At 26.6% G+C, this 19,930-nt stretch carries 25 protein-coding genes, 1 tRNA gene and 2 pseudogenes; 5 read left to right on the top strand and 23 right to left on the bottom strand.

Annotated elements, in window-relative coordinates:
* Window positions 1–19 precede the first annotated feature (19 nt).
* Window positions 20–2,338 (bottom strand): endopeptidase La, encoded by a 2,319-nt coding sequence (lon, locus tag MSROBK_RS03460; RefSeq protein ID WP_040093126.1) that lies wholly within the window; start codon window positions 2,336–2,338, stop codon window positions 20–22.
* A 309-nt stretch (window positions 2,339–2,647) separates the two neighbouring features.
* Here lon and msrB point away from each other — a divergent pair.
* Window positions 2,648–3,022: pseudogene (gene msrB, locus MSROBK_RS03455) on the top strand (peptide-methionine (R)-S-oxide reductase MsrB); the annotation flags it as partial.
* A 23-nt stretch (window positions 3,023–3,045) separates the two neighbouring features.
* On the opposite strand, the gene tig reads toward msrB, so the two are convergent.
* The gene (gene tig / locus MSROBK_RS03450) at window positions 3,046–4,341 is read right to left on the bottom strand and encodes a trigger factor (RefSeq protein WP_040093125.1); all 1,296 of its coding nucleotides are present in this window, start codon (window positions 4,339–4,341) and stop codon (window positions 3,046–3,048) included.
* Window positions 4,342–4,530: 189 nt separating this feature from the next.
* Here tig and MSROBK_RS03445 point away from each other — a divergent pair, with 189 nt between their 5' ends.
* The 3 genes from MSROBK_RS03445 (at window position 4,531) to MSROBK_RS13105 (ending at window position 5,871) form a co-directional block, all read left to right on the top strand.
* Entirely contained in the window at window positions 4,531–4,749 is a 219-nt protein-coding gene (locus MSROBK_RS03445; protein ID WP_040093124.1) for a hypothetical protein, read from the top strand.
* Window positions 4,750–5,035: 286 nt separating this feature from the next.
* Window positions 5,036–5,488: an IS5 family transposase gene (locus MSROBK_RS13110; protein ID WP_040092446.1), complete on the top strand. Its 453-nt coding sequence runs from the start codon at window positions 5,036–5,038 to the stop codon at window positions 5,486–5,488.
* Window positions 5,473–5,871, top strand: coding sequence for a transposase family protein (locus MSROBK_RS13105; RefSeq protein ID WP_242441474.1), 399 nt, complete (start codon window positions 5,473–5,475; stop codon window positions 5,869–5,871). Before MSROBK_RS13110 ends, MSROBK_RS13105 begins: the two co-directional genes overlap by 16 nt.
* Before the next feature lie 161 nt (window positions 5,872–6,032).
* Here MSROBK_RS13105 and MSROBK_RS13100 read toward each other — a convergent pair whose 3' ends face one another.
* From MSROBK_RS13100 to MSROBK_RS13085, 15 genes and pseudogenes are all read right to left on the bottom strand, one after another.
* Complete coding sequence (locus MSROBK_RS13100; protein WP_416375035.1) at window positions 6,033–6,425, bottom strand: transposase family protein; 393 nt, start codon at window positions 6,423–6,425, stop codon at window positions 6,033–6,035.
* The gene (locus tag MSROBK_RS13095) at window positions 6,410–6,862 is read right to left on the bottom strand and encodes an IS5 family transposase (protein ID WP_040092682.1); all 453 of its coding nucleotides are present in this window, start codon (window positions 6,860–6,862) and stop codon (window positions 6,410–6,412) included. The genes MSROBK_RS13100 and MSROBK_RS13095 overlap by 16 nt, the downstream gene beginning before the upstream one ends.
* Before the next feature lie 19 nt (window positions 6,863–6,881).
* Entirely contained in the window at window positions 6,882–7,088 is a 207-nt protein-coding gene (locus MSROBK_RS03430) for a hypothetical protein (protein WP_040093123.1), read from the bottom strand.
* 72 nt (window positions 7,089–7,160) lie between these two features.
* On the bottom strand, window positions 7,161–7,316 hold the full coding sequence (locus tag MSROBK_RS03425) for a hypothetical protein (RefSeq protein ID WP_157944224.1): 156 nt from the start codon (window positions 7,314–7,316) through the stop codon (window positions 7,161–7,163).
* Window positions 7,317–7,445: 129 nt separating this feature from the next.
* Entirely contained in the window at window positions 7,446–8,204 is a 759-nt protein-coding gene (locus MSROBK_RS03420) for a DUF3196 family protein (RefSeq protein ID WP_040093121.1), read from the bottom strand.
* Window positions 8,205–8,317: 113 nt separating this feature from the next.
* A tRNA-Arg gene (locus MSROBK_RS03415) sits at window positions 8,318–8,394 on the bottom strand.
* A 106-nt stretch (window positions 8,395–8,500) separates the two neighbouring features.
* Window positions 8,501–9,157 carry an ECF transporter S component gene (locus MSROBK_RS03410; RefSeq protein WP_052443461.1) on the bottom strand — a complete coding sequence of 219 codons (657 nt, stop codon included), beginning with the start codon at window positions 9,155–9,157 and terminating at the stop codon, window positions 8,501–8,503.
* 122 nt (window positions 9,158–9,279) lie between these two features.
* A complete protein-coding gene (locus MSROBK_RS03405; protein WP_052443460.1) occupies window positions 9,280–9,675 on the bottom strand; it encodes a hypothetical protein in 396 nt (131 codons plus the stop codon).
* Window positions 9,627–9,920, bottom strand: a complete 294-nt coding sequence (locus MSROBK_RS03400; RefSeq protein WP_146182477.1) for a hypothetical protein — start codon at window positions 9,918–9,920, stop codon at window positions 9,627–9,629. The genes MSROBK_RS03405 and MSROBK_RS03400 overlap by 49 nt, the downstream gene beginning before the upstream one ends.
* A gap of 83 nt (window positions 9,921–10,003) precedes the next feature.
* Window positions 10,004–11,389, bottom strand: coding sequence for a coiled-coil domain-containing protein (locus MSROBK_RS03395; RefSeq protein WP_105628901.1), 1,386 nt, complete (start codon window positions 11,387–11,389; stop codon window positions 10,004–10,006).
* 152 nt (window positions 11,390–11,541) lie between these two features.
* Window positions 11,542–12,627, bottom strand: a complete 1,086-nt coding sequence (locus MSROBK_RS03390; RefSeq protein ID WP_133165047.1) for a hypothetical protein — start codon at window positions 12,625–12,627, stop codon at window positions 11,542–11,544.
* Between the two features lie 90 nt (window positions 12,628–12,717).
* A complete protein-coding gene (locus tag MSROBK_RS03385; RefSeq protein ID WP_052443457.1) occupies window positions 12,718–13,068 on the bottom strand; it encodes a hypothetical protein in 351 nt (116 codons plus the stop codon).
* A 48-nt stretch (window positions 13,069–13,116) separates the two neighbouring features.
* Window positions 13,117–13,173, bottom strand: a pseudogene (locus MSROBK_RS12310) (hypothetical protein); the annotation flags it as partial.
* Between the two features lie 226 nt (window positions 13,174–13,399).
* Entirely contained in the window at window positions 13,400–13,798 is a 399-nt protein-coding gene (locus MSROBK_RS13090; protein WP_416375034.1) for a transposase, read from the bottom strand.
* On the bottom strand, window positions 13,783–14,235 hold the full coding sequence (locus MSROBK_RS13085) for an IS5 family transposase (protein ID WP_040092446.1): 453 nt from the start codon (window positions 14,233–14,235) through the stop codon (window positions 13,783–13,785). Before MSROBK_RS13085 ends, MSROBK_RS13090 begins: the two co-directional genes overlap by 16 nt.
* A gap of 169 nt (window positions 14,236–14,404) precedes the next feature.
* Here MSROBK_RS13085 and MSROBK_RS03375 point away from each other — a divergent pair, with 169 nt between their 5' ends.
* Complete coding sequence (locus tag MSROBK_RS03375) at window positions 14,405–14,968, top strand: inorganic diphosphatase (protein WP_040093118.1); 564 nt, start codon at window positions 14,405–14,407, stop codon at window positions 14,966–14,968.
* A gap of 44 nt (window positions 14,969–15,012) precedes the next feature.
* Here the strand turns inward: MSROBK_RS03375 and MSROBK_RS03370 are convergent, their stop codons facing one another.
* The 6 genes from MSROBK_RS03370 to MSROBK_RS03345 form a co-directional block, all read right to left on the bottom strand.
* Complete coding sequence (locus tag MSROBK_RS03370; protein WP_040093117.1) at window positions 15,013–15,615, bottom strand: deoxynucleoside kinase; 603 nt, start codon at window positions 15,613–15,615, stop codon at window positions 15,013–15,015.
* Window positions 15,616–15,630: 15 nt separating this feature from the next.
* Window positions 15,631–16,374: a pseudouridine synthase gene (locus tag MSROBK_RS03365; protein WP_040093115.1), complete on the bottom strand. Its 744-nt coding sequence runs from the start codon at window positions 16,372–16,374 to the stop codon at window positions 15,631–15,633.
* Window positions 16,374–16,922 carry an SMC-Scp complex subunit ScpB gene (gene scpB, locus MSROBK_RS03360; protein WP_040093114.1) on the bottom strand — a complete coding sequence of 183 codons (549 nt, stop codon included), beginning with the start codon at window positions 16,920–16,922 and terminating at the stop codon, window positions 16,374–16,376. The genes MSROBK_RS03365 and scpB overlap by 1 nt, the downstream gene beginning before the upstream one ends.
* Before the next feature lie 5 nt (window positions 16,923–16,927).
* Window positions 16,928–17,689 carry a segregation/condensation protein A gene (locus tag MSROBK_RS03355; protein WP_040093113.1) on the bottom strand — a complete coding sequence of 254 codons (762 nt, stop codon included), beginning with the start codon at window positions 17,687–17,689 and terminating at the stop codon, window positions 16,928–16,930.
* A gap of 101 nt (window positions 17,690–17,790) precedes the next feature.
* On the bottom strand, window positions 17,791–19,101 hold the full coding sequence (locus MSROBK_RS03350) for a thymidine phosphorylase (RefSeq protein WP_040093111.1): 1,311 nt from the start codon (window positions 19,099–19,101) through the stop codon (window positions 17,791–17,793).
* Between the two features lie 48 nt (window positions 19,102–19,149).
* Window positions 19,150–19,929 carry a lysophospholipid acyltransferase family protein gene (locus MSROBK_RS03345; RefSeq protein WP_040093110.1) on the bottom strand — a complete coding sequence of 260 codons (780 nt, stop codon included), beginning with the start codon at window positions 19,927–19,929 and terminating at the stop codon, window positions 19,150–19,152.
* Window position 19,930 lies beyond the last annotated feature (1 nt).

Genomic DNA, 19,930 nt, shown 5'->3' with positions numbered 1-19,930 from the left:
AACTGATACATTTTACATTTTAGTTTGTGCCAAAAACATTATTGAAGACTTCATCATAAGTTGCTACCGGAATAATTTTTAATGTTTCTTGAACTTCTTTTGGAATATCTTCAATATCTTTAATATTTTTATTTGGAATTAAAATTGTTTTTAAACCACTTCGATTAGCTGAGATTGATTTTTCACGGAGTCCTCCAATTGGTAAGACTTGTCCCCGTAATGTAATTTCTCCCGTCATTCCAATATCTTTTGAAACCGGACGATTACTTAACGCACTAATAATTGCTGTTGTTAAAGTAATCCCTGCTGATGGACCATCTTTTGGTACCGCTCCTTCCGGAACATGAATATGAATATCATGAGTTTCAAAGAATTTTGCACTAATACCAAATTTATCTGAATTTGCTTTAACATAATCTAACGCAATTGACGCTGATTCTTTCATTACATCACCTAGTTTTCCCGTTAAGACTAATGAGCCTTTTCCTAAAAAACTATTAACTTCAATTGGCAGAATATCACCCCCAAATTGGGTATATGCTAAACCAGTGACAACCCCAACTTGTGATTCTTTTTCTTTTTCAGTATGTTCAAAACGACGTTTTCCTAATAACTCATTCACAATTTTATCTGTTACAGTTAAATTCGTCATTTCTTTGTTTAAGAATTTAACAATAAATTTCCGAGCAATTGCATTTAAGTCTCGTTCTAATTGACGAACACCAGCTTCACGCATATAATGTTTAATTACTTCATTAACAGCATCATCAGTAATTGTTAATTGCCCATCTGCTAAACCATTATTACTTAATACTTTTGGAACTAAATAATCTCTTGCAATATGGAATTTTTCTAACTCTGTATATGATGATAATTGAATAATTTCCATACGGTCAATTAATGCTTCTGGAATATTATCATAATAGTTTGCTGTTGCAATAAACATAACATTGCTTAAATCATAACTTTCTTCTAAATAATGATCAGAAAATGTTGCGTTTTGTTCTGGGTCTAACACTTCTAACATTGCACTAGCAGGATCACCACGATAGTCAGACGCCATTTTATCAATTTCATCTAATAAAAATAATGGATTTGTTGTTTTTGCTCGTTTCATTGATTGAATAATTCGCCCTGGCATTGCTCCAATATATGTTTTACGATGACCACGAATTTCTGATTCATCTTTAACACCACCTAAGGCCATTTTCACAAAATTACGGCCAGTTGCTTCGGCAATTGATTTTGCTAAACTAGTTTTCCCAACCCCCGGCGGCCCAACTAAACAAATAATTTGTCCTTTTAAAAAATTAGTCATTGTTTTTACTGCTAAGTATTCAATAATCCGTTCTTTAACTTTATCTAATCCAAAATGATATTTATCTAACACTTCTTGAGCAAATTTTAAATCATTTTTCTCTTCGGTTTTTTCTCATCATGGCACTTGCATCATTCAATCAATATAAGTTCGAATAATGTTTGATTCACTTGATGCTTGTGGTAGCGCTTCATAACGAGTAATCTCTTGTTCGATTCGTTCTTTAATATTTTTAGGGAATGATTCTTTTGCTAAACGTTCTTTGTATGTTTTCATTTCATCAGCCGCATCGTCAAATTCACCTAATTCGTCTTTAATAGCTTTTAATTTTTCACGTAAATAATATTCTCGTTGTTGTTCATCAACTCGTTCTTTAATTTTCTTACTAATTTTATTATCAATATCATTTGCTTGTTGTTTATTAACTAAATAATCAAAAATAATTTGTAATCTTTTTTCAACATCTAATTGTTCTAAGATATCTTGTTTTTTTGCCACTGGAATAAATGGTAAAAATTGTGCAATTGTATCAACAACTTCATTACCATTAACTGAATCACCAATTTGATCTAATAAATCTTCTGGTAAAATGTCTTGTAATTCCATTAGTTCTTTAATATTAGCGGTAATTTTTTCAGCAATTTTATCCTCTGATTTTACAACTGATTTTAGAATATCAATGTCAGCAGCATAAAATTCACCTTCTCGTAAGTCTAAAATTTTTACCCGATCAACTGCTTTAAAGTTAACAGTTAAACTACCATCTTCTCATACTTTACGAATTTTTAATTCCGCCAAAATTCCAATGCGATAAATTTCAGATAATTTTGGGTCATCTTCTAGTGGTTTTTTTTGACTAACTAAAACAATATGATTATCAAAATCCTTGTTTGCTGTATTCACTGCTAAAATTGATTTATCTCGTCCTACTTCTAATACTTGTTCAAAGCCTGGAAAAATATAACTACCCCGTGTTACTAAAACTGGTACATTTTTTAATTGCGTTGTTTTTGAATCCATCTTCAAAACACCTCCTGTTTCTTTCCTTCACTTTATATTGACAATATCTTATCACATTTCAACGAATATCGTAATATAATTTGAACTACAAAAGAATTATAACAAAAAAATTAGCACTTGCAATAGATAAGTGCTAATTTTTGTAAATTATTATGCTTTTTTATTATATCCTTAAAAAGATTAAAGTTTTAAGCTTTTAGTTTTTATAATGATAAGATTATTCTAATCAAAGAAAGAAGGCTTACCATAAAAAAACTTTGAACAACCTTAAACATTACTGATTTAACACCATTATAATATGAAGTAACGCAAGAAAATGCGACCGAACCACCTTTTCAAAATAAATACTGAAATAATCACGAAAAAGGGATTTATGTTGATATTCTGTCAGGAGAACCTTTATTTGTTTCTTCTAATCAATATGATGCTGGCTGTGGTTGACCCAGTTTTACCAAACCAATTGATAAAACTTTACTCCAAGAAAAAGTAGATCATTCCTTCGGAATGACACAAACAGAAGTTCGTACTAACAAAACAAAGATTCATTTAGGGCATCGTTTTAATGACGGTCCGCAAGCTGATGGTGAGTTCCGTTATTGTATTAACTCTGCTGCATTACGTTTTATTCCCTTATCAGAGATGACAAATGCTGGTTATGAAGCATATATCCCCTTAATAAAATAAAACTAACAAATGTTAGTTTTATTTTATTCACCGTTATTATCATATAAAAAAGCAAATACTTTATCGTGAATTACTTGGTCTTTTACTTGTTGTTCTGATACTAATTTTGTTTCTTTTAATGTTTTTGCATCAATCCCAAATTGTTTACCTAATTTTTCATATTGTGTTTCACATTCTTCGGTGGTTGCGACAATTTTTTCCGCTTGGACAACGCCGTCAACAATAACCCCATTTTCTAAACGATTTTTAGCATCTTTAAATAATTCTTCAAAAATATCTTCTTCAGACATTCCTGTTCGTTTTTTGTAAGTTTTCATATCCATTTGTTGTGCTTGTAGCTTTTGTTCAAACTCATGTTTCAATTGATTAGCTTCTTTCCGGATAATTGATTCTGGTAATGCAATTTCTGAATCTTCAGCAATTAAACGGAATAAGTGCCCAATAAAATGATCATATTCTTGTTTTACTAATTGTTCTTTAATATTATTTTTAACATGTTCTTCTAATTTAGCTAAAGTATCAATTCCCTTTAAATTAATATCTTTTGCTAATTCATCATTTAATTCTGGTAACTCTTTTGCTTTTACTTCTTTAATATTTAACTTAAAAACTGCAGGAGCTGATCTCAATTCTTCAATTTGATAATCGGCAGGAAAAGTAACATTAATATCTTTTTGATCTCCTGTTTTTAAACCAATCATTGCTTCTTCAAAACCTGAAATAAATTGATTACTACCAATTTCCAAGGTAAAATCAGTCGCTTTTCCTCCTTTAAATGGTTTATCATCAACAAATCCTTCAAAATCAAAAATAACAGTATCTCCTGTTGTAATTGGAGTTGTTTTTGGTTTAAAAATTGCAAAACGGTTACGTAATTGATCAATGTTATTTTCAATCTCTTCTTTTTTAACTTCAATCTCTTCTTTTTTTAAGTGGTCATGTTTAAACCCAGTATATTTATTAATTTTAACTTCTGGTTTCAAATCAAATTCTAATTCTAAAATGTATTCTGTTCAAGTAATTTTTTTAACACTTGGTGTTGGTGAAGAAAATGGTTCAATCTCTGATTTTTGGTCAAAAGCAAACTGATAAGCTTTATTAACAACCATATGATGCGCGGCATCTAAAATCTTTGCTTCTGTTAAATGTTTTTTTAATAAATCAGCTGGAACTTTTCCTTTTCGAAAACCAGGAATTTCTAACTCATTTGCTGCTTTCGTTTCTGCTTTTTTAACATAATCTGTTCATTCTGTTCCATCAATCGTTACATATCATTTTCCGATTCCTTTATCTTGAATTTTTTCTGCTTTAAATTTCATATTTTACTCCTTACCTAACTATTTTTCACATAAACCATTATAACAAAAAGAATGATTTAAAATAGTTTTTTTATTATTTTTCTTGTGAAAACCACACACATTTAAGAATTTAGCTCATACCGTTAATAAAATTATAACATATAGATAAAAGAAATTGTTATAATTATTAATATATTAGGGGGAAGAGAAATGACTAATAAAGAAAATAAAGAGTGACAAAAAAATATAGATAATTATTCAAACGAAGAATTAATAATTATATTAGAAGATTTAAATTTTCTTACAGCTGATCCTATTGCTGAAGAATTAATTGGCTATAAATATACGCAATTAATTTATGAAATAATTCAAACAAGTGATAATGATAACTTTTTTGAAAGTTTAAAAAAAATAATTCAGTTACTTTAGCTACAGCTAAAACTATGGTAAAAAATTGATCTGATTTTTATAATAGACTTCTTGCATTACTTGTTAAAAAATTGCAAATATTTGTAAAAAAGATACTAATAGAAAAATATAATTTTAATTAATTATGTTTTTTATTTAAAAATTTAATATTTTTCCACAACGAAAAATTAATTTATTATTTAAATTATTTAATTTTAAATAAATATTTTATGTTAAATAGACTTCTTGCGATACCCTTTTTTATTAAAATATTATTATAAAATATAATTTATGAGGACATAAAAATATGAACAATAATAAATTTAATACTCTTAATGATAGAGAATGGTTAAGATTAACAGGAATAAAAAAATCCACTTTTAATAAAATGTTAGATATTTTAAAAGTTGCTGAAATAGAAAAATTTAAAAAAGGTGGTAAAACTAATAAATTATCATTAGAAAATAGATTATTGATGACTTTATTATATTGACGAGAATATCAGACTTATTTTCATCTTGGTAAAAGTTTTGATATTAGTGAGGCTAATTGTTATCGTAATATTAAGTGAATTGAAGATATTTTAATTAAAAACTCTGATTTTCAACAACTTGCTGGTAAAAAAGCACTAATAAATGATTATTTTAATGATAAAACTATTATTATTGATGCTACCGAAACTCCAATCCAACGCCCAAAAAAAGACAAAAACAATCTTATTCTGGTAAAAAGAAAAAACACACGATCAAAACACAAGTAATTATCGAACAAGAAACCAAAAAAATTATTGCAACAAGTTTTTCGCTCGGAAAAAAACATGATTATGCTTTATTTAAAGAATCAAAAATCCCAATTTTAAAAAATACCAAATTAATAGTTGATAGTGGTTATCAAGGAATACAAAAAAATCACAATAATGTTCTAATACCTACAAAGAAAACAAAGAAAAACCCTTTAAACAAAGAACAAAAGCAATATAATAGACTAGTTTCAAAAATGAGAATTATTATTGAAAATATTTTTGCTATTCTTAAAAAATTTAAAATTATTACAGAAAAATATCGTAATCGAAGAAAAAGATTTGGTTTAAGATTTAATTTAATTGCCTCAATTTATAATTTACAATTATTATATTTAACATAAAATATTTATTTAAAATTAAATAATTTAAATAATAAATTAATTTTTCGTTGTGGAAAAATATTAAATTTTTAAATAAAAAACATAATTAATTAAAATTATATTTTTCTATTAGTATCTTTTTTACAAATATTTGCAATTTTTTAACAAGTAATGAAAGAAGTCTAATATAATAATTGTAAATTATAAATTGAGGCAATTAAATTAAATCTTAAACCAAATTTTTTTCTTCGATTACGATATTTTTCTGTAATAATTTTAAATTTTTTAAGAATAGTAAAAATATTTTCAATAATAATTCTCATTTTTGAAACTAGTCTATTATATTGCTTTTGTTCTTTGTTTAAAGGGTTTTTCTTTGTTTTCTTTGTAGGTATTAGAACATTATTGTGATTTTTTTGTATTCCTTGATAACCACTATCAACTATTAATTTGGTATTTTTTAAAATTGGGATTTTTGATTCTTTAAATAAAGCATAATCATGTTTTTTTCCGAGCGAAAAACTTGTTGCAATAATTTTTTTGGTTTCTTGTTCGATAATTACTTGTGTTTTGATCGTGTGTTTTTTCTTTTTACCAGAATAAGATTGTTTTTGTCTTTTTTTGGGCGTTGGATTGGAGTTTCGGTAGCATCAATAATAATAGTTTTATCATTAAAATAATCATTTATTAGTGCTTTTTTACCAGCAAGTTGTTGAAAATCAGAGTTTTTAATTAAAATATCTTCAATTCACTTAATATTACGATAACAATTAGCCTCACTAATATCAAAACTTTTACCAAGATGAAAATAAGTCTGATATTCTCGTCAATATAATAAAGTCATCAATAATCTATTTTCTAATGATAATTTATTAGTTTTACCACCTTTTTTAAATTTTTCTATTTCAGCAACTTTTAAAATATCTAACATTTTATTAAAAGTGGATTTTTTTATTCCTGTTAATCTTAACCATTCTCTATCATTAACAGTATTAAATTTATTATTGTTCATATTTTTATGTCCTCATAAATTATATTTTATAATAATATTTTAATAAAAAAGGGTATCGCAAGAAGTCTATTAATTGTTTTTCAAATCATTCATTAGCACAACTTTTACAATGAAATCATACTCTTAATGTTTGTCTAGATAATGTAATGAATGTATAACTAAAAGCTTTTGTATATGGAATCTCTTTGCCACATTCACAAATTACACGTTCAATTTTTTTGGCCATTTTGAACCTCTTTTAAGTTTTCTAAAACCCGTTTTTAAAGTATGTTTCTTTTTTTCTTTTTTTAATTGTAATCTATAGTTTCTTGTTTTCATTTTGGATCTCTTTTAATTCTTCATAGACCATTTTTAATGTTTCATGTGCCATTTTGTTAGGTCATTTTTTGAAATCATCACCACAGATTTGTTTTACTTGTTCTATTTGTTTAACAATACTATTAATTTTTTCCATACCGTATTTCTCCTTTAAACATAAAAAAACCGCTTTTATGCGGTATTCTGCTGAATTCTTAAATGTGTATAGTACCTTACATTTTATTATTTTTCTTTTATTTTTAGTTGTTTTGTTGCGATATTTAGCCTATAAAGTCTTATTATTTAAGGATAATAAATATTTTTGGACAATTGGTAATGCAACATCAAATTGTTCTGCTAATACTTTAATGGTAATTTTTTCATTATACATTACTTGGCCCTGATAAATAATCGCAACCGCTAACGCTTCAATTTCATTGTTAACAATAAATTGCGGGTATAAATCATAATAATATGTTTCTAATAAATATAAACAAGTATGATATAAACTAGGATTATCGTTATAAACTCATTGGTCTAATAATTGTAGCACTAACTTAACTTGCTCTTCTTCTTGATACGGGGTCATTTCCTGCGGATTTAATTTAAAAAACCCATTTGTTTTTTGAACCTGAAAAACTTCGTTGATTTCTTGTTCTTTTAATAAATATAATAAATAAATTTTAGCAAAATTAGAAACCTTTTTATTAACAAGGTATTTACGAATTACTGGTAAAATTTTACGCAAATTTTGATCCTTCAAATAATGAAAGGCTAATAATTGAGTTTCTTCATCCGTTGGATTTGTTAAAATTTCACTAATTTTTGCAAGGGTTCAAACGGAATTAGGATTTGGTTGTTGTTCAAGCATTTTAGCATTAACTTCTTTTAATAATGTTTCTAACTTCTTTTCGATATTTTGAGGAATATAGGGCATTGTTAACTCGGTTTTAAGCTTTGTTAGTGCGTCATTATAATTACTATTATCAATTAATTCTTCAATTTCATTAATTAATTCATCGTAATAATTTAATGATGTTGACATTTAATAACTCCTCCTCATATTGTTAATTATTTTGTAATATCATTATAACAATTTTAGAAAAAATAAAACCTTATTTAAATTATTAAATAAGGTATTTTTTATTGCAAATTAAATGGCGCCCACGGAGAGATTCGAACTCACGACCCTACGCTTAGAAGGCGCATGCTCTATCCTACTGAGCTACGTGGGCATACCATAGAAATCATAACATACATTAAAGATTATTTTCAATAAAATAAGTTTGCTTTTTAAAAATAAATTTCATCAAAAATATCAAAATCATAGAATGGTTCTTTTTACTTTGAACTTATGTTTACAATACCAAATTGTTTTTCTAAATGAATAATAACACGATAAATTGCAATAAAAATTGCCCCATTAATTGTAAATTTCAATAAATTAAATGGAATTATCACCGGAACTAAAATACTTTTAAATCATTGAATTACTTCTGGCGTATAATTTAAAAAGCGCGCATACATATCATAAATAAACAATCAATTAAACAAAGTCATTAAAAATGAAACAGCTATAATTGCTAAAATAACGTTGCTTGTTGTGATTAAATATTCTGTATTTTTTGAAGTTTTGTTTTTAATTAAACGATTAATTCCTTTTCGAAGAAAAACATCGCCTAATCAAAACACAATTAAAAAAATTAAATCAGCTAACATTAAAGCAAAAACATCAATTGGCCCGTCACCTAAATAAGCCATTTGTAATCAACTAACACTAATTGTTAAAAGAGTGGCATAAATAATTCCAACTAACCGTACAGCTAATAACATCAAAAAATCAGTTAATTCTATTTTTAAAAACGGCGCAACAGGAAAAACTGCTAAGTTTAATATTTTACTTAGTCATGATAACAGAACATATAGGGCAATAATAATTGCCATTGCTGCCACTTTTTTTGTATCTAAACAGAATAATCTTTTTGCTTTGGTTTGCATTTTATCACCTTTTATAATTATAAATTATTTTTAAAAATATACCAAATTTTAAAATAAAAATGGTGTAAAACTAATTTTACACCATTTAATTTAATAATTTTATTATGCTTGTATTTATAAAATTAAATAACCATAATTTTAAATTTAAATTTTGTTTGTGTTTTAGTTCATCCTAAAAAAGTTGGATTAAAAGCAGTAGCCTTCGCTCTAAGTTTAGCATTAATTGTATTATTAATAAATTTAAAATCTAAAAATAATTCACCATATGCAGTAGCATATGTTTTTTTATCATTAGTATATCAAGTGCCACCTATATTTTTATTATTTAATTCTGTTCCATTTGTTAATGGAATCCCACGTAATGGTTCACCATTAGTATCATTGACAATTAAATTTACTCATGCCTTACTTGTTTGTGTTTTAAAACTACTTCCTTCCGCTCATCCTTCCGAACGCTCACCTAATCCAGTTAATATAAAGGTTGTATATTTTTTTGCTTTAGGTATTTTTTTGTTCATATTAATGTATTTTCATCCGAATAAGAATGGTAAAAACCAGCAACTTTAGTTATTGGTGTCTTTAATTCAAACTCCTCTTGAATAATGTCATTTGGAGTTTCGTTAGTTTTGTTTATTAAGAAATTTCAATCCTTATTTAAAGCGTCATTTGACGCTATAATAGTTCCTCCTAAAATAGTGCAACTAGCAAAATTAATAATGCCTAAAATTACTACCAGTTTTTTCATTTCCTTCTTTCCTTTCATTAATTTTACTAATAAATTATTCTATGTTATTTTAAACCTATCAATTAAACTAATAATTTTAATTTCTTGACAAACTAATTTAATTAACCTTGTAATTCTTTTACTTTCTGCTCTAATTCTTTTTTATCTTTTAGCAACTTATCATTTGCTGTTTTAAGACCATCATTTTCTTCTTCAAGTTTAACTACACCATCTTTTAAATCGTTTATGGCAGTAACTAAATGATTAAATTCTTCACAACTTTTCTTAATTAAACGTTTATTTTCTGCGTCTAATTTTGCAATTTTATCATCTTTTTGTTTAAGTAATTCATCATTGTCTTGCTTAATTTTTTCTAATTCCGCTTTAAGTTTACCGTTTTCTGCAGCTTCAGCAGCAATTTGTTTTTGTAATCCTGCTTTTTCTTCAGCAATTCCACCTAGTTTATTCTCAAGATCTTTTTTATCATTTTCTAAAGCAGTTTTATTATTTTCAAGATCAGTAATTTTTTGTTCTAATAAACCTACTTTACCTTCTAAATCAGTTTTCTCCTTCTCACTATGATCTAATTTATTTGCTAAATCATCAACATTTGATTCTAAAGCTTTAATTTTATCTTCTTGTTCCTTAATTAATTTTTCATTACCATCTTTTGCTTTTTCTAAGTCTGCTTTAAGCTTATCATTCTCTGCAGTTTTTTCAGCAAATTTATTTGCTAAGTCTGTTTTTTCTTGCGTAGTTGAATCCAACTTATTTTTAAGCTCTGTTTTTTCTTGTTCTAGTTTATTTTTTTCTTGTTCCAAAGCCGCTAATTTTTTATTTAACGCTTCTAATTCTTGATTTGCTGCAGATGATTTTATGTCATTTGCTTTAAGTGCCGGAATAAAATTATCTAATTCAGTTTTCACTAATTTAACACTGTGACTAGTTGATTTTTGTCTTATTAATTGATTTTGTCATATCCCGGTGCGGTTTGGTTCAGCAAATCACATACTAATTGAATAGTTTTCTTTATAAGGTATTCCATCTTCTAACTTATTTCGTTTAATAATAGTTTTCATACTGTCCATACCATTAATATAAATCTGTTTAACCATTTTATTTTTTTCATCTTTAATATTAATTACTTTATAAGTTATGTGGTTTCGACTTAATCGTTTTCCATTATAATAGACATGAAAAGGAACATCATTTCCCAAAAAGATAATTTTTTTGTTTAAAATATCAATTCCAATTTCTCCTTTATATTCTGTATCCCCAGCTAAGCCTTTTTGACCTAATCCTCATAATTTAATTTGTTTAAGATATATTCCTTTAGTATTTGGATTATTAGTAGTAGTATTAGTATTATTTTGTAAAATATTATTTTGTTGTAAATGATTATAATTAATAGAATCATTCGTAGTTTCATTTGGTGTCATTCCAACTAATGTTGTCATTGAACTAGTACTAATCTTTAGTATAGTTAATAAACTTAGTAGTTTTTTCATTTCACCTTTCTTTTCTTAGCTTAAGCTAAGATGATGATATGATATAATGAAAAAAAAGAAAATCATTTTCTTTTTAAAATTATTTATAATATTTTAATAAAAATAGTTATTTATTTAATAATTCAAGTAATTATTAAAACAATTTTTCATAATTATTGGTCAATTAAAAGCCCTGCATTTCAAAGATGATTAGATGCTTGCCCATTATTAGCGCCATATGCCCCATAGAAAATTGAATCCATTCTTGTTATTCCAAAAGAAAATGCTAAACAGAATGAACCATTAGAAACATCAAAAATAATTTTGCCTTTCGTATAACCACTAGTTCCAACCCTTGTTGAAGTATCATCAATTAAATTATAAATATTAAATAAGTTAAGGTCAACTAATCCCTGTGCTATTTCACTTTTCTTAAAATTAGCTAATAATTTTTTCAAGATTTTATTTTTACTACTAATGTTATCTTTTAAATCCGATAAGGCATCTTTGACATGAAAAAAACTAGAATTGCTAATTACATTGTTCCAAGTGCTTTCACCTTTTCGTTTCCGAATATCAATATTATAATAATTATGAAAAGCAACAATAATTTTTCCAAAATTAGTTAATTTTGTTGTTAATCCTTGACTACTAATTAAAATATTACTTTCATAAATTTGATTATTAATCATTAATGCTCCTGATAATGGTAAACCATAAACACTAATATAATTTAAATTGACATTTAATTTTGCTAACATCATATTTTCTTTATCGACATTGAAAACTGGTAAACTTTCTTTGTAAGCTTTAACAAAATTTTCAGTTGTTAATCCCGGTGGATTAACCCCTTCTCCCGCTCATAATGCTGGCTGATAATTTCCTAAATCAAGATTTTTTGGAATTTGTCCAGAATTTTCAGCTGTAATTGTTGAGGATACTACTTTCATTAATCGTTTATAACCAGTATCATCAAAAGCAATTCCTTCTTTTAATTGTAAGGAAATTGTTTTATCATCTCTAATGTTCTGACGTAATTTAGTCACAAAAATATCATCTAACGATTTAACATCCCCAACATAATTTACTTGAAAATTATCATAAATTGATTTAAATTCATTAGTTTTATCAACAACAACATTCACATAATTTTTAAAATAATTAACTAAAACTTTTGTAACTTCTTCAATGGTACCATTAACAAGTTTACTAATTTTTTGAATATCATTTGAAATTAAAAACGAAATTGTGAACGGCATTTTTTGATCTAGTTTTTTAAAATTTAAATTTAACATAAAACTATATTGTAATTGTACTGCTTTTAAGTTACTAATATCTGTCCCCGTTATTTAAGCAATTTTATTTAAATTAATATAGTTTAACATAAACTTATCTTTATCTTCTTCAAAAGTCAGCGGCATTGTATTAACATAGTAATTAGAATAATCATCTTTAATTTGGCGATTAATATTATCAAAAACTGATTTTAAGCCATGCTTAATCATATTTAACCCCATACTATGTTCAGATGATGAAGCAGGGATTTCAACACTTGGTTTAGTTTCAGAAACTAAACCATAAAAATAATTTAATTGGGGATAAGCATTTGAATCCTTCAAGTTACCATTATTCTCATAATCATTAATACCTTTACTTACTGTGCTGGCAATTTTAGTTAAAATTGCCATATTGTTTTGCATACTACCGTTTGCATCATTACTATTGTCATTTGGTTTTACCGTACAACTAACAATATTAACCGTTCCAATAGTAGTTAATGTTAAACTTCCTAAAATAGTTAATAATTTTTTTATTTATTTTTTCCTCCGAAAAATAATATATATTTCATATTTATTATAATATATATTAGACTTCTTGCATTACTTGTTAAAAAATTGCAAATATTTGTAAAAAAGATACTAATAGAAAAATATAATTTTAATTAATTATGTTTTTTATTTAAAAATTTAATATTTTTCCACAACGAAAAATTAATTTATTATTTAAATTATTTAATTTTAAATAAATATTTTATGTTAAATATAATAATTGTAAATTATAAATTGAGGCAATTAAATTAAATCTTAAACCAAATCTTTTTCTTCGATTACGATATTTTTCTGTAATAATTTTAAATTTTTTAAGAATAGCAAAAATATTTTCAATAATAATTCTCATTTTTGAAACTAGTATATTATATTGCTTTTGTTCTTTGTTTAAAGGGTTTTTCTTTGTTTTCTTTGTAGGTATTAGAACATTATTGTGATTTTTTTGTATTCCTTGATAACAACTATCAACTATTAATTTGGTATTTTTTAAAATTGGGATTTTTGATTCTTTAAATAAAGCATAATCATGTTTTTTTCCGAGCGAAAAACTTGTTGCAATAATTTTTTTGGTTTCTTGTTCGATAATTACTTGTGTTTTGATCGTGTGTTTTTTCTTTTTACCAGAATAAGATTGTTTTTGTCTTTTTTTGGGCGTTGGATTGGAGTTTCGGTAGCATCAATAATAATAGTTTTATCATTAAAATAATCATTTATTAGTGCTTTTTTACCAGCAAGTTGTTGAAAATCAGAGTTTTTAATTAAAATATCTTCAATTCACTTAATATTACGATAACAATTAGCCTCACTAATATCAAAACTTTTACCAAGATGAAAATAAGTCTGATATTCTCGTCAATATAATAAAGTCATCAATAATCTATTTTCTAATGATAATTTATTAGTTTTACCACCTTTTTTAAATTTTTCTATTTCAGCAACTTTTAAAATATCTAACATTTTATTAAAAGTGGATTTTTTTATTCCTGTTAATCTTAACCATTCTCTATCATTAAGAGTATTAAATTTATTATTGTTCATATTTTTATGTCCTCATAAATTATATTTTATAATAATATTTTAATAAAAAAGGGTATCGCAAGAAGTCTATTTTTATTATAAAAAAAAGCAAGTAAAAAAGAAAATAATAACATTATTATTTTTTCTATGTTATATTAATAATTAGGAAATTAATGAAAGGAAGAAAACAATGAGTAAAAATAATGTTTTACCAATTATAGTTGAAATTCCAAAAGGAAGTAGTAATAAATATGAATACGACCTTAAAATTGGTCGTATTATCTTAGATCGTGTTTTATATGGTGCTAATTTTTATCCTGGTGAATATGGTTTTATTGAAAATACTTTAGATTGAGATGGTGATCCCCTAGATGTTATTTCACTAATTTCATATCCAACAATGCCCGGGTGTCAAATTAATGTTCGCGTTTTAGGAACAATTAATATGATTGATAATGGTGAAATTGATACTAAATTAATGGCAGTTGCTGCTGATGATCCTCGTTTTAATCATATTCAAAAATTAGAAGATGTTCCACAACATCTTCGTGATGAAATTGAAAACTTCTTCTTACAATATAAAGCATTGCAAAAAAAAGAAGTTAAAATTAACGGATGAAGTGGTTTAGACCAAGCTTTAAAAGAAATTAAAGAATGTCAAGAACGTTATATTGAATATAAAGACCTTTTAGAAACAAAAGGAAAAGATGCTGTAATGCAAATTTGAAAAGAAAAATGATTAGGACAATCCTAATAAAAAAATACTATTGTTAACAATAGTATTTTTTTATTATTGGATTAGTCAGTTAACTTCTCTGAAATTATTGCTACAATTTCTTCTGGTGTTTTATCGTTTGCATCAATTACTAAAAAATTAAACTTATCTTTTACCCGTTCATATCATTCTTCATATTTACGGTTCAACAAAATTCAATAAGCATTGCCAACGTTTTGTTCACTAGCTCGCCCCCTTTTAATAATTCGTTCCATTGCTATTTCAGGATCAACTCGTAGATAAACCACTAATTCTGGTTTAATATTTTCATCTAAGTATAGACTTTGTAAAACAACAACATCATAAAATTCTTTATAAACTTTATAATCCGTATTATTCATGTATCCCAATTCATATAAAACATCAACAAAAATTGGATCTTCAAGGATGCTTCGATCAAAAATAATATTTGATGTTATTTTTGCTTGTTTTAATTGCTTACTTCGCGCCATTATCATATACACTTGCATTTTAAAAGCCATATCCTTAGGGTCGGCATAATATTGATCTAAATATGGATTTTCTTCAACTGGTTCATCCATCACCATATATTGATGTTTTTCTCCTAGCATTTTACTAACAGTTGATTTCCCAACTCCAACAACTCCAGCTAATGTAATTCGCATTGTGTTTTCTCTCCTTTATTTTGTTTTTAATTGTGATGCTATCCCAAAAAAACGTTTAATTTCCTTCGGCTTTAAAAAGCACCACTCGCCTGGTTTTAAAGCTTCATCTAATTCTAAAAAACCAATTGCAATTCGTTTTAATTTAAGAACTTCATGGCCAACTGTTTGAATCATTTTTTTAACTTGATGTTTTCTTCCTTCATGAATTGTTAATAACAAAATAGAAACATCTTTATCTTCTTGGTATTTTACTAATTTTGCCTGTGCAGAACTTGTAACAATACCTGGTTCAATTTCTACCACTGTTGCTAATTGGTGCAACTGGTGTTTTGCAAGACAACCAGAAACTAAAACATAATAGGTTTTATTAATAATATGACTTGGGTGTGTAATAATATTAGTAAATTCACCATCATTAGTCAATAGTAATAAACCACTCGTATCATAGTCTAAGCGACCAACTGGATAAATTCGTTGTGGAACACCTTTAACATAATTTAAAACCGTTTTACGGTGTTGGGGATCATGCATTGTTGAAACACAATTTCGTGGTTTATTTAACATTAAATAAACTTTTTCATTATTTTTATCAATAAGAAGTTTACTATCAATATAAATTTGATCATCCTTACCAACTTTTGTTCCTAACGTTGTCACAACAATATTGTTAACCTTTGCTCGTCCCTGAACAATTAACTCTTCTGCTTTACGCCGAGAACAATAACCCCGTGCAGCAATAACTTTTTGTAATCGCTCCATTATTTAAATAATTCCTGATTATTATCAACAGTTGCTTCTTTAATTTGTGGGAGATCTGCTAATGAAGTTAAATTAAAAACTTTTAAAAACTCATTTGTAATTTGATAAGTCATTGGTTTTCCAGGCAGTTCACTTTTCCCAGCTTCTTCAATTAACTCCCGTGCTCGTAATTTTTGAATTACATTGTCAGAATTAACTCCCCGTAATTCTTCAATTTCTGGCTTACTAATTGGACCCCGATAAGCAATAATTGCTAATGTTTCTAATGCTGCTTGTGATAACCGTGCTTCAATTTTATTGTTTGCTAATTTTAAATAGAAACTATAGTATTCTTTTTTGGTTGTTAACCGATATTTATCAGCAAATGTTGTAATTCTTAATCCCCGCATCTTATTTGTTTGATATTCTGTTTTTAAATTTAGTAACAATTCATTACTCTCTACTTCTGAAATTTCAAGAATATGGGCAATTTCTTTTAAACTAATTCCTTCATCACCACTAATAAATAGTAAACCCTCCAATAAGGCTATTTTTTCATCTAACTTCATTTAGTTTAATTCCCTTCTTTTTTCATATATTTTCGAATATAAATTGCTTCTAAATGTTGATATTGTTCAATCTCAATTTTCTGATGACGAGCTAAATCTAATAAAGCAATAAAACAAGCAACAAAAACTTGTAATGATAGATCAAAATTACTTAATAAATCTTCTAATAATCACTCTTTGTCTTCATTTAATAAGAAAAACATAATTCGATCTGCCATTTCCTCTGGTGAAATTTCAGTAATAACAACATTTGATTCTAATGGTTTTGTTGCATTAATTCGTTCTAACATCTTTAAAAAACTATTTGTTAATTTATCAATATTAATTTTTGATGACAATGGTAATTCTTCTTCTCTAACGACATCACCCTTAATAATTGTTCGTGGTTTTGATAAATATTGAATTCCTTCTTGATGTTGGTCTTTAAAATATTGACTAACTTCCTTAATTTTTTTGTATTCTAACAAACGATTAATTAATTCATCACGTGAATCTTTTTCATAGTTATCGTCAATCTCAACTTCTTCTTTTGGCAAGACTAACTTTGTTTTTGTTTCAACTAAATAACTTGCCATAGTTAAATATTCTGATGCAATTTCAATGTTTAATTGTTCCATTTCCCGAATATAAGCTAAAAACTGATCAGTAATTTCTGTTAGTTTAATATCAAAAAGATCCATTTCCTTTTCCTTTACTAAGTGTAAAAGTAAATCTAATGGTCCTGAAAAATTATCAAGTTTTACTTCATAACGCGACAAATTTAGCATTTTCTTTCTCCTGTTTTTTATACTCTTAATTAATAATAACGATATTTTAAAAAAATTAAAGATGTTATAAGTAAAAAAGTGATTTTAAATGAATCACTTTTTTACTGAATTATTTCATAAATTAATTCTTGTTCACGTGGTTTTGTACTAGTAATTTTAAAAGTTTGTTTTACTCATTCATAAACTGGTTCAGTAACATAACGATTAGTATATAAAGTCATTACCACATCACCAACAGCAACTTTTTCACCTGTTTTTTTATTAAGATAAATTCCAGCATGATAATCAATCACTTCATCTTTTGTTGTTCGGCCTGCTCCCAAGCGAACAGCTAATAAGCCTAATTCATTTGTATCAGTAATTTCCATATATCCAGCTTGCTCTGCTTTAATTTCAATAATATTTTTTACCTTTAAAATATCTTTTAGCGGTAAATTATTATCAATAAAACTTAAATCGCCACCTTGAGCCTTGATAAAAGCACGGAAATAGCTTAAAGGTTCTTCCGTTTGCAATTTTTCTTGACAAGTAACAACAGCTGATGCTAAATCGGGAAATAAACCAGCTTGGAATAAACTTAACGCTGCTGATTCAGCCACAATATAGTTTAAATCATCTGGTCCTGTTCCTTTTAATGTTTGCAAAACTTCATAAATTTCAATTGCATTACCAATTGCACGTCCTAATGGTTGGGACATATTAGTAATTTCCGCCGCAATTTTCTTATTAAATTTAATTCCTAATTCAACCATAATTTGAGCTAATTTTCGTGCTTCTGAAATTGTTTTCATAAAAGCACCACTTCCGCACTTAACATCTAAAACAATGCCATCACTTCCTGTTGCAATTTTTTTACACATAATACTGGCAGCAACTAATGGTAAAGAATCAACAGTTGCTGTTACATCTCGTAACGCATAGATTTTCTTATCAGCTGGAACAATATTATTCGATTGTGACATAATTGATAAATTTGTTTGATTAATAATTTTAACAAATTCAGAAAAGGGAATTTCAACTTTAAATCCAGGAATGCTCTCTAATTTATCAATTGTACCACCCGTTTGCCCTAAACCACGGCCAGACATTTTTGCAACTTTCAAACCAAAAGCAGCAACTAATGGTGCATAAATTAAACTAACCTTATCCCCAATTCCGCCAGAAGAATGTTTATCAACTTTAAATCCGGGAATTGATGATAAATCATAAATTTCACCTGAATTAATCATCGCTTCGGTTAAAAATGAAATTTCAGAAATAGACATTGATTGAAAATAAATTGCCATTAAAAAGGCTGACATTTGATAATCGGGAATTAACCCCGTTGTGTAACCTTCCACAATAAAATTAATTTCTTCACGAGTTAATTCTTGACCATATTTCTTTTTATCAATTAAAGCTAAAATATTCATAGTTACTAGTTCCTTTTACGTTATGTGTTTTTTTTCTTTAATGAAGCTTTATTTAATTATTGAACTATATTCTAAATAAGCTTTTTTGTGATCGACATCACGGTATTGTTCGATTCCCTTTTGAATAATTTGTTTAACATTATTCGCTATTAACTCTGTTGGTTTTGTCATAAAGGTATCTGGTTTAATTGGTTTATGGAAAACAATATGAACATATTTTTTTCCCTTTTTTTTATATTCCTTATTAAAGATTGGATAAGAATTAATTATTGAAACTGGAATAATTGGCGCATGTGCTTTCTGAGCAATTTTAAAACTACCGGCATGAAATTCCCCCATTTCTTGATTACAACTACGAGTTCCTTCCGGAAAAACAACCATTGTTCTTGGCACTCGAATTAAATCATTAGCTTCTTTCATTAACTCTAAAGCTTGACGAGGATTATCACGGTCTAAAAATAAAACATCAATTAATGTTAAAAAGTTTTTAAATGTTTTATCATTTGCTAATTCTTTTTTAGCAATAAAAGCACACGGTGCTGTTTTGTTAAAATCATTTAAAACAAATAATAAAGCTGGATCAACATTTGATTGATGATTAGCCACCATTAAGCAACCTTTATCAACTCAATTGTCACGATCATGAACAATTATTTTAACATCATACACCCACAACATATAACGTGTCCGTTTTTGCAATCAATGGTAACGATATTCTTCAAAAATAATATTGGGATCACGCTTAATTTTTTTACTAATACTTTTTGCCTTCGTAATTGTTCGTAAAAACCGTGGCCATGTAAGGATAATTTTTCAAATATTTAACATA

The organism is Spiroplasma poulsonii, from assembly GCF_009866525.1.
Taxonomy (GTDB): Bacteria; Bacillota_I; Bacilli_A; order Mycoplasmatales; family Mycoplasmataceae; genus Spiroplasma; species Spiroplasma poulsonii.
Note: the sequence above shows the minus strand (reverse complement) of the source record. Positions and strands in the feature narration are given on the sequence as shown.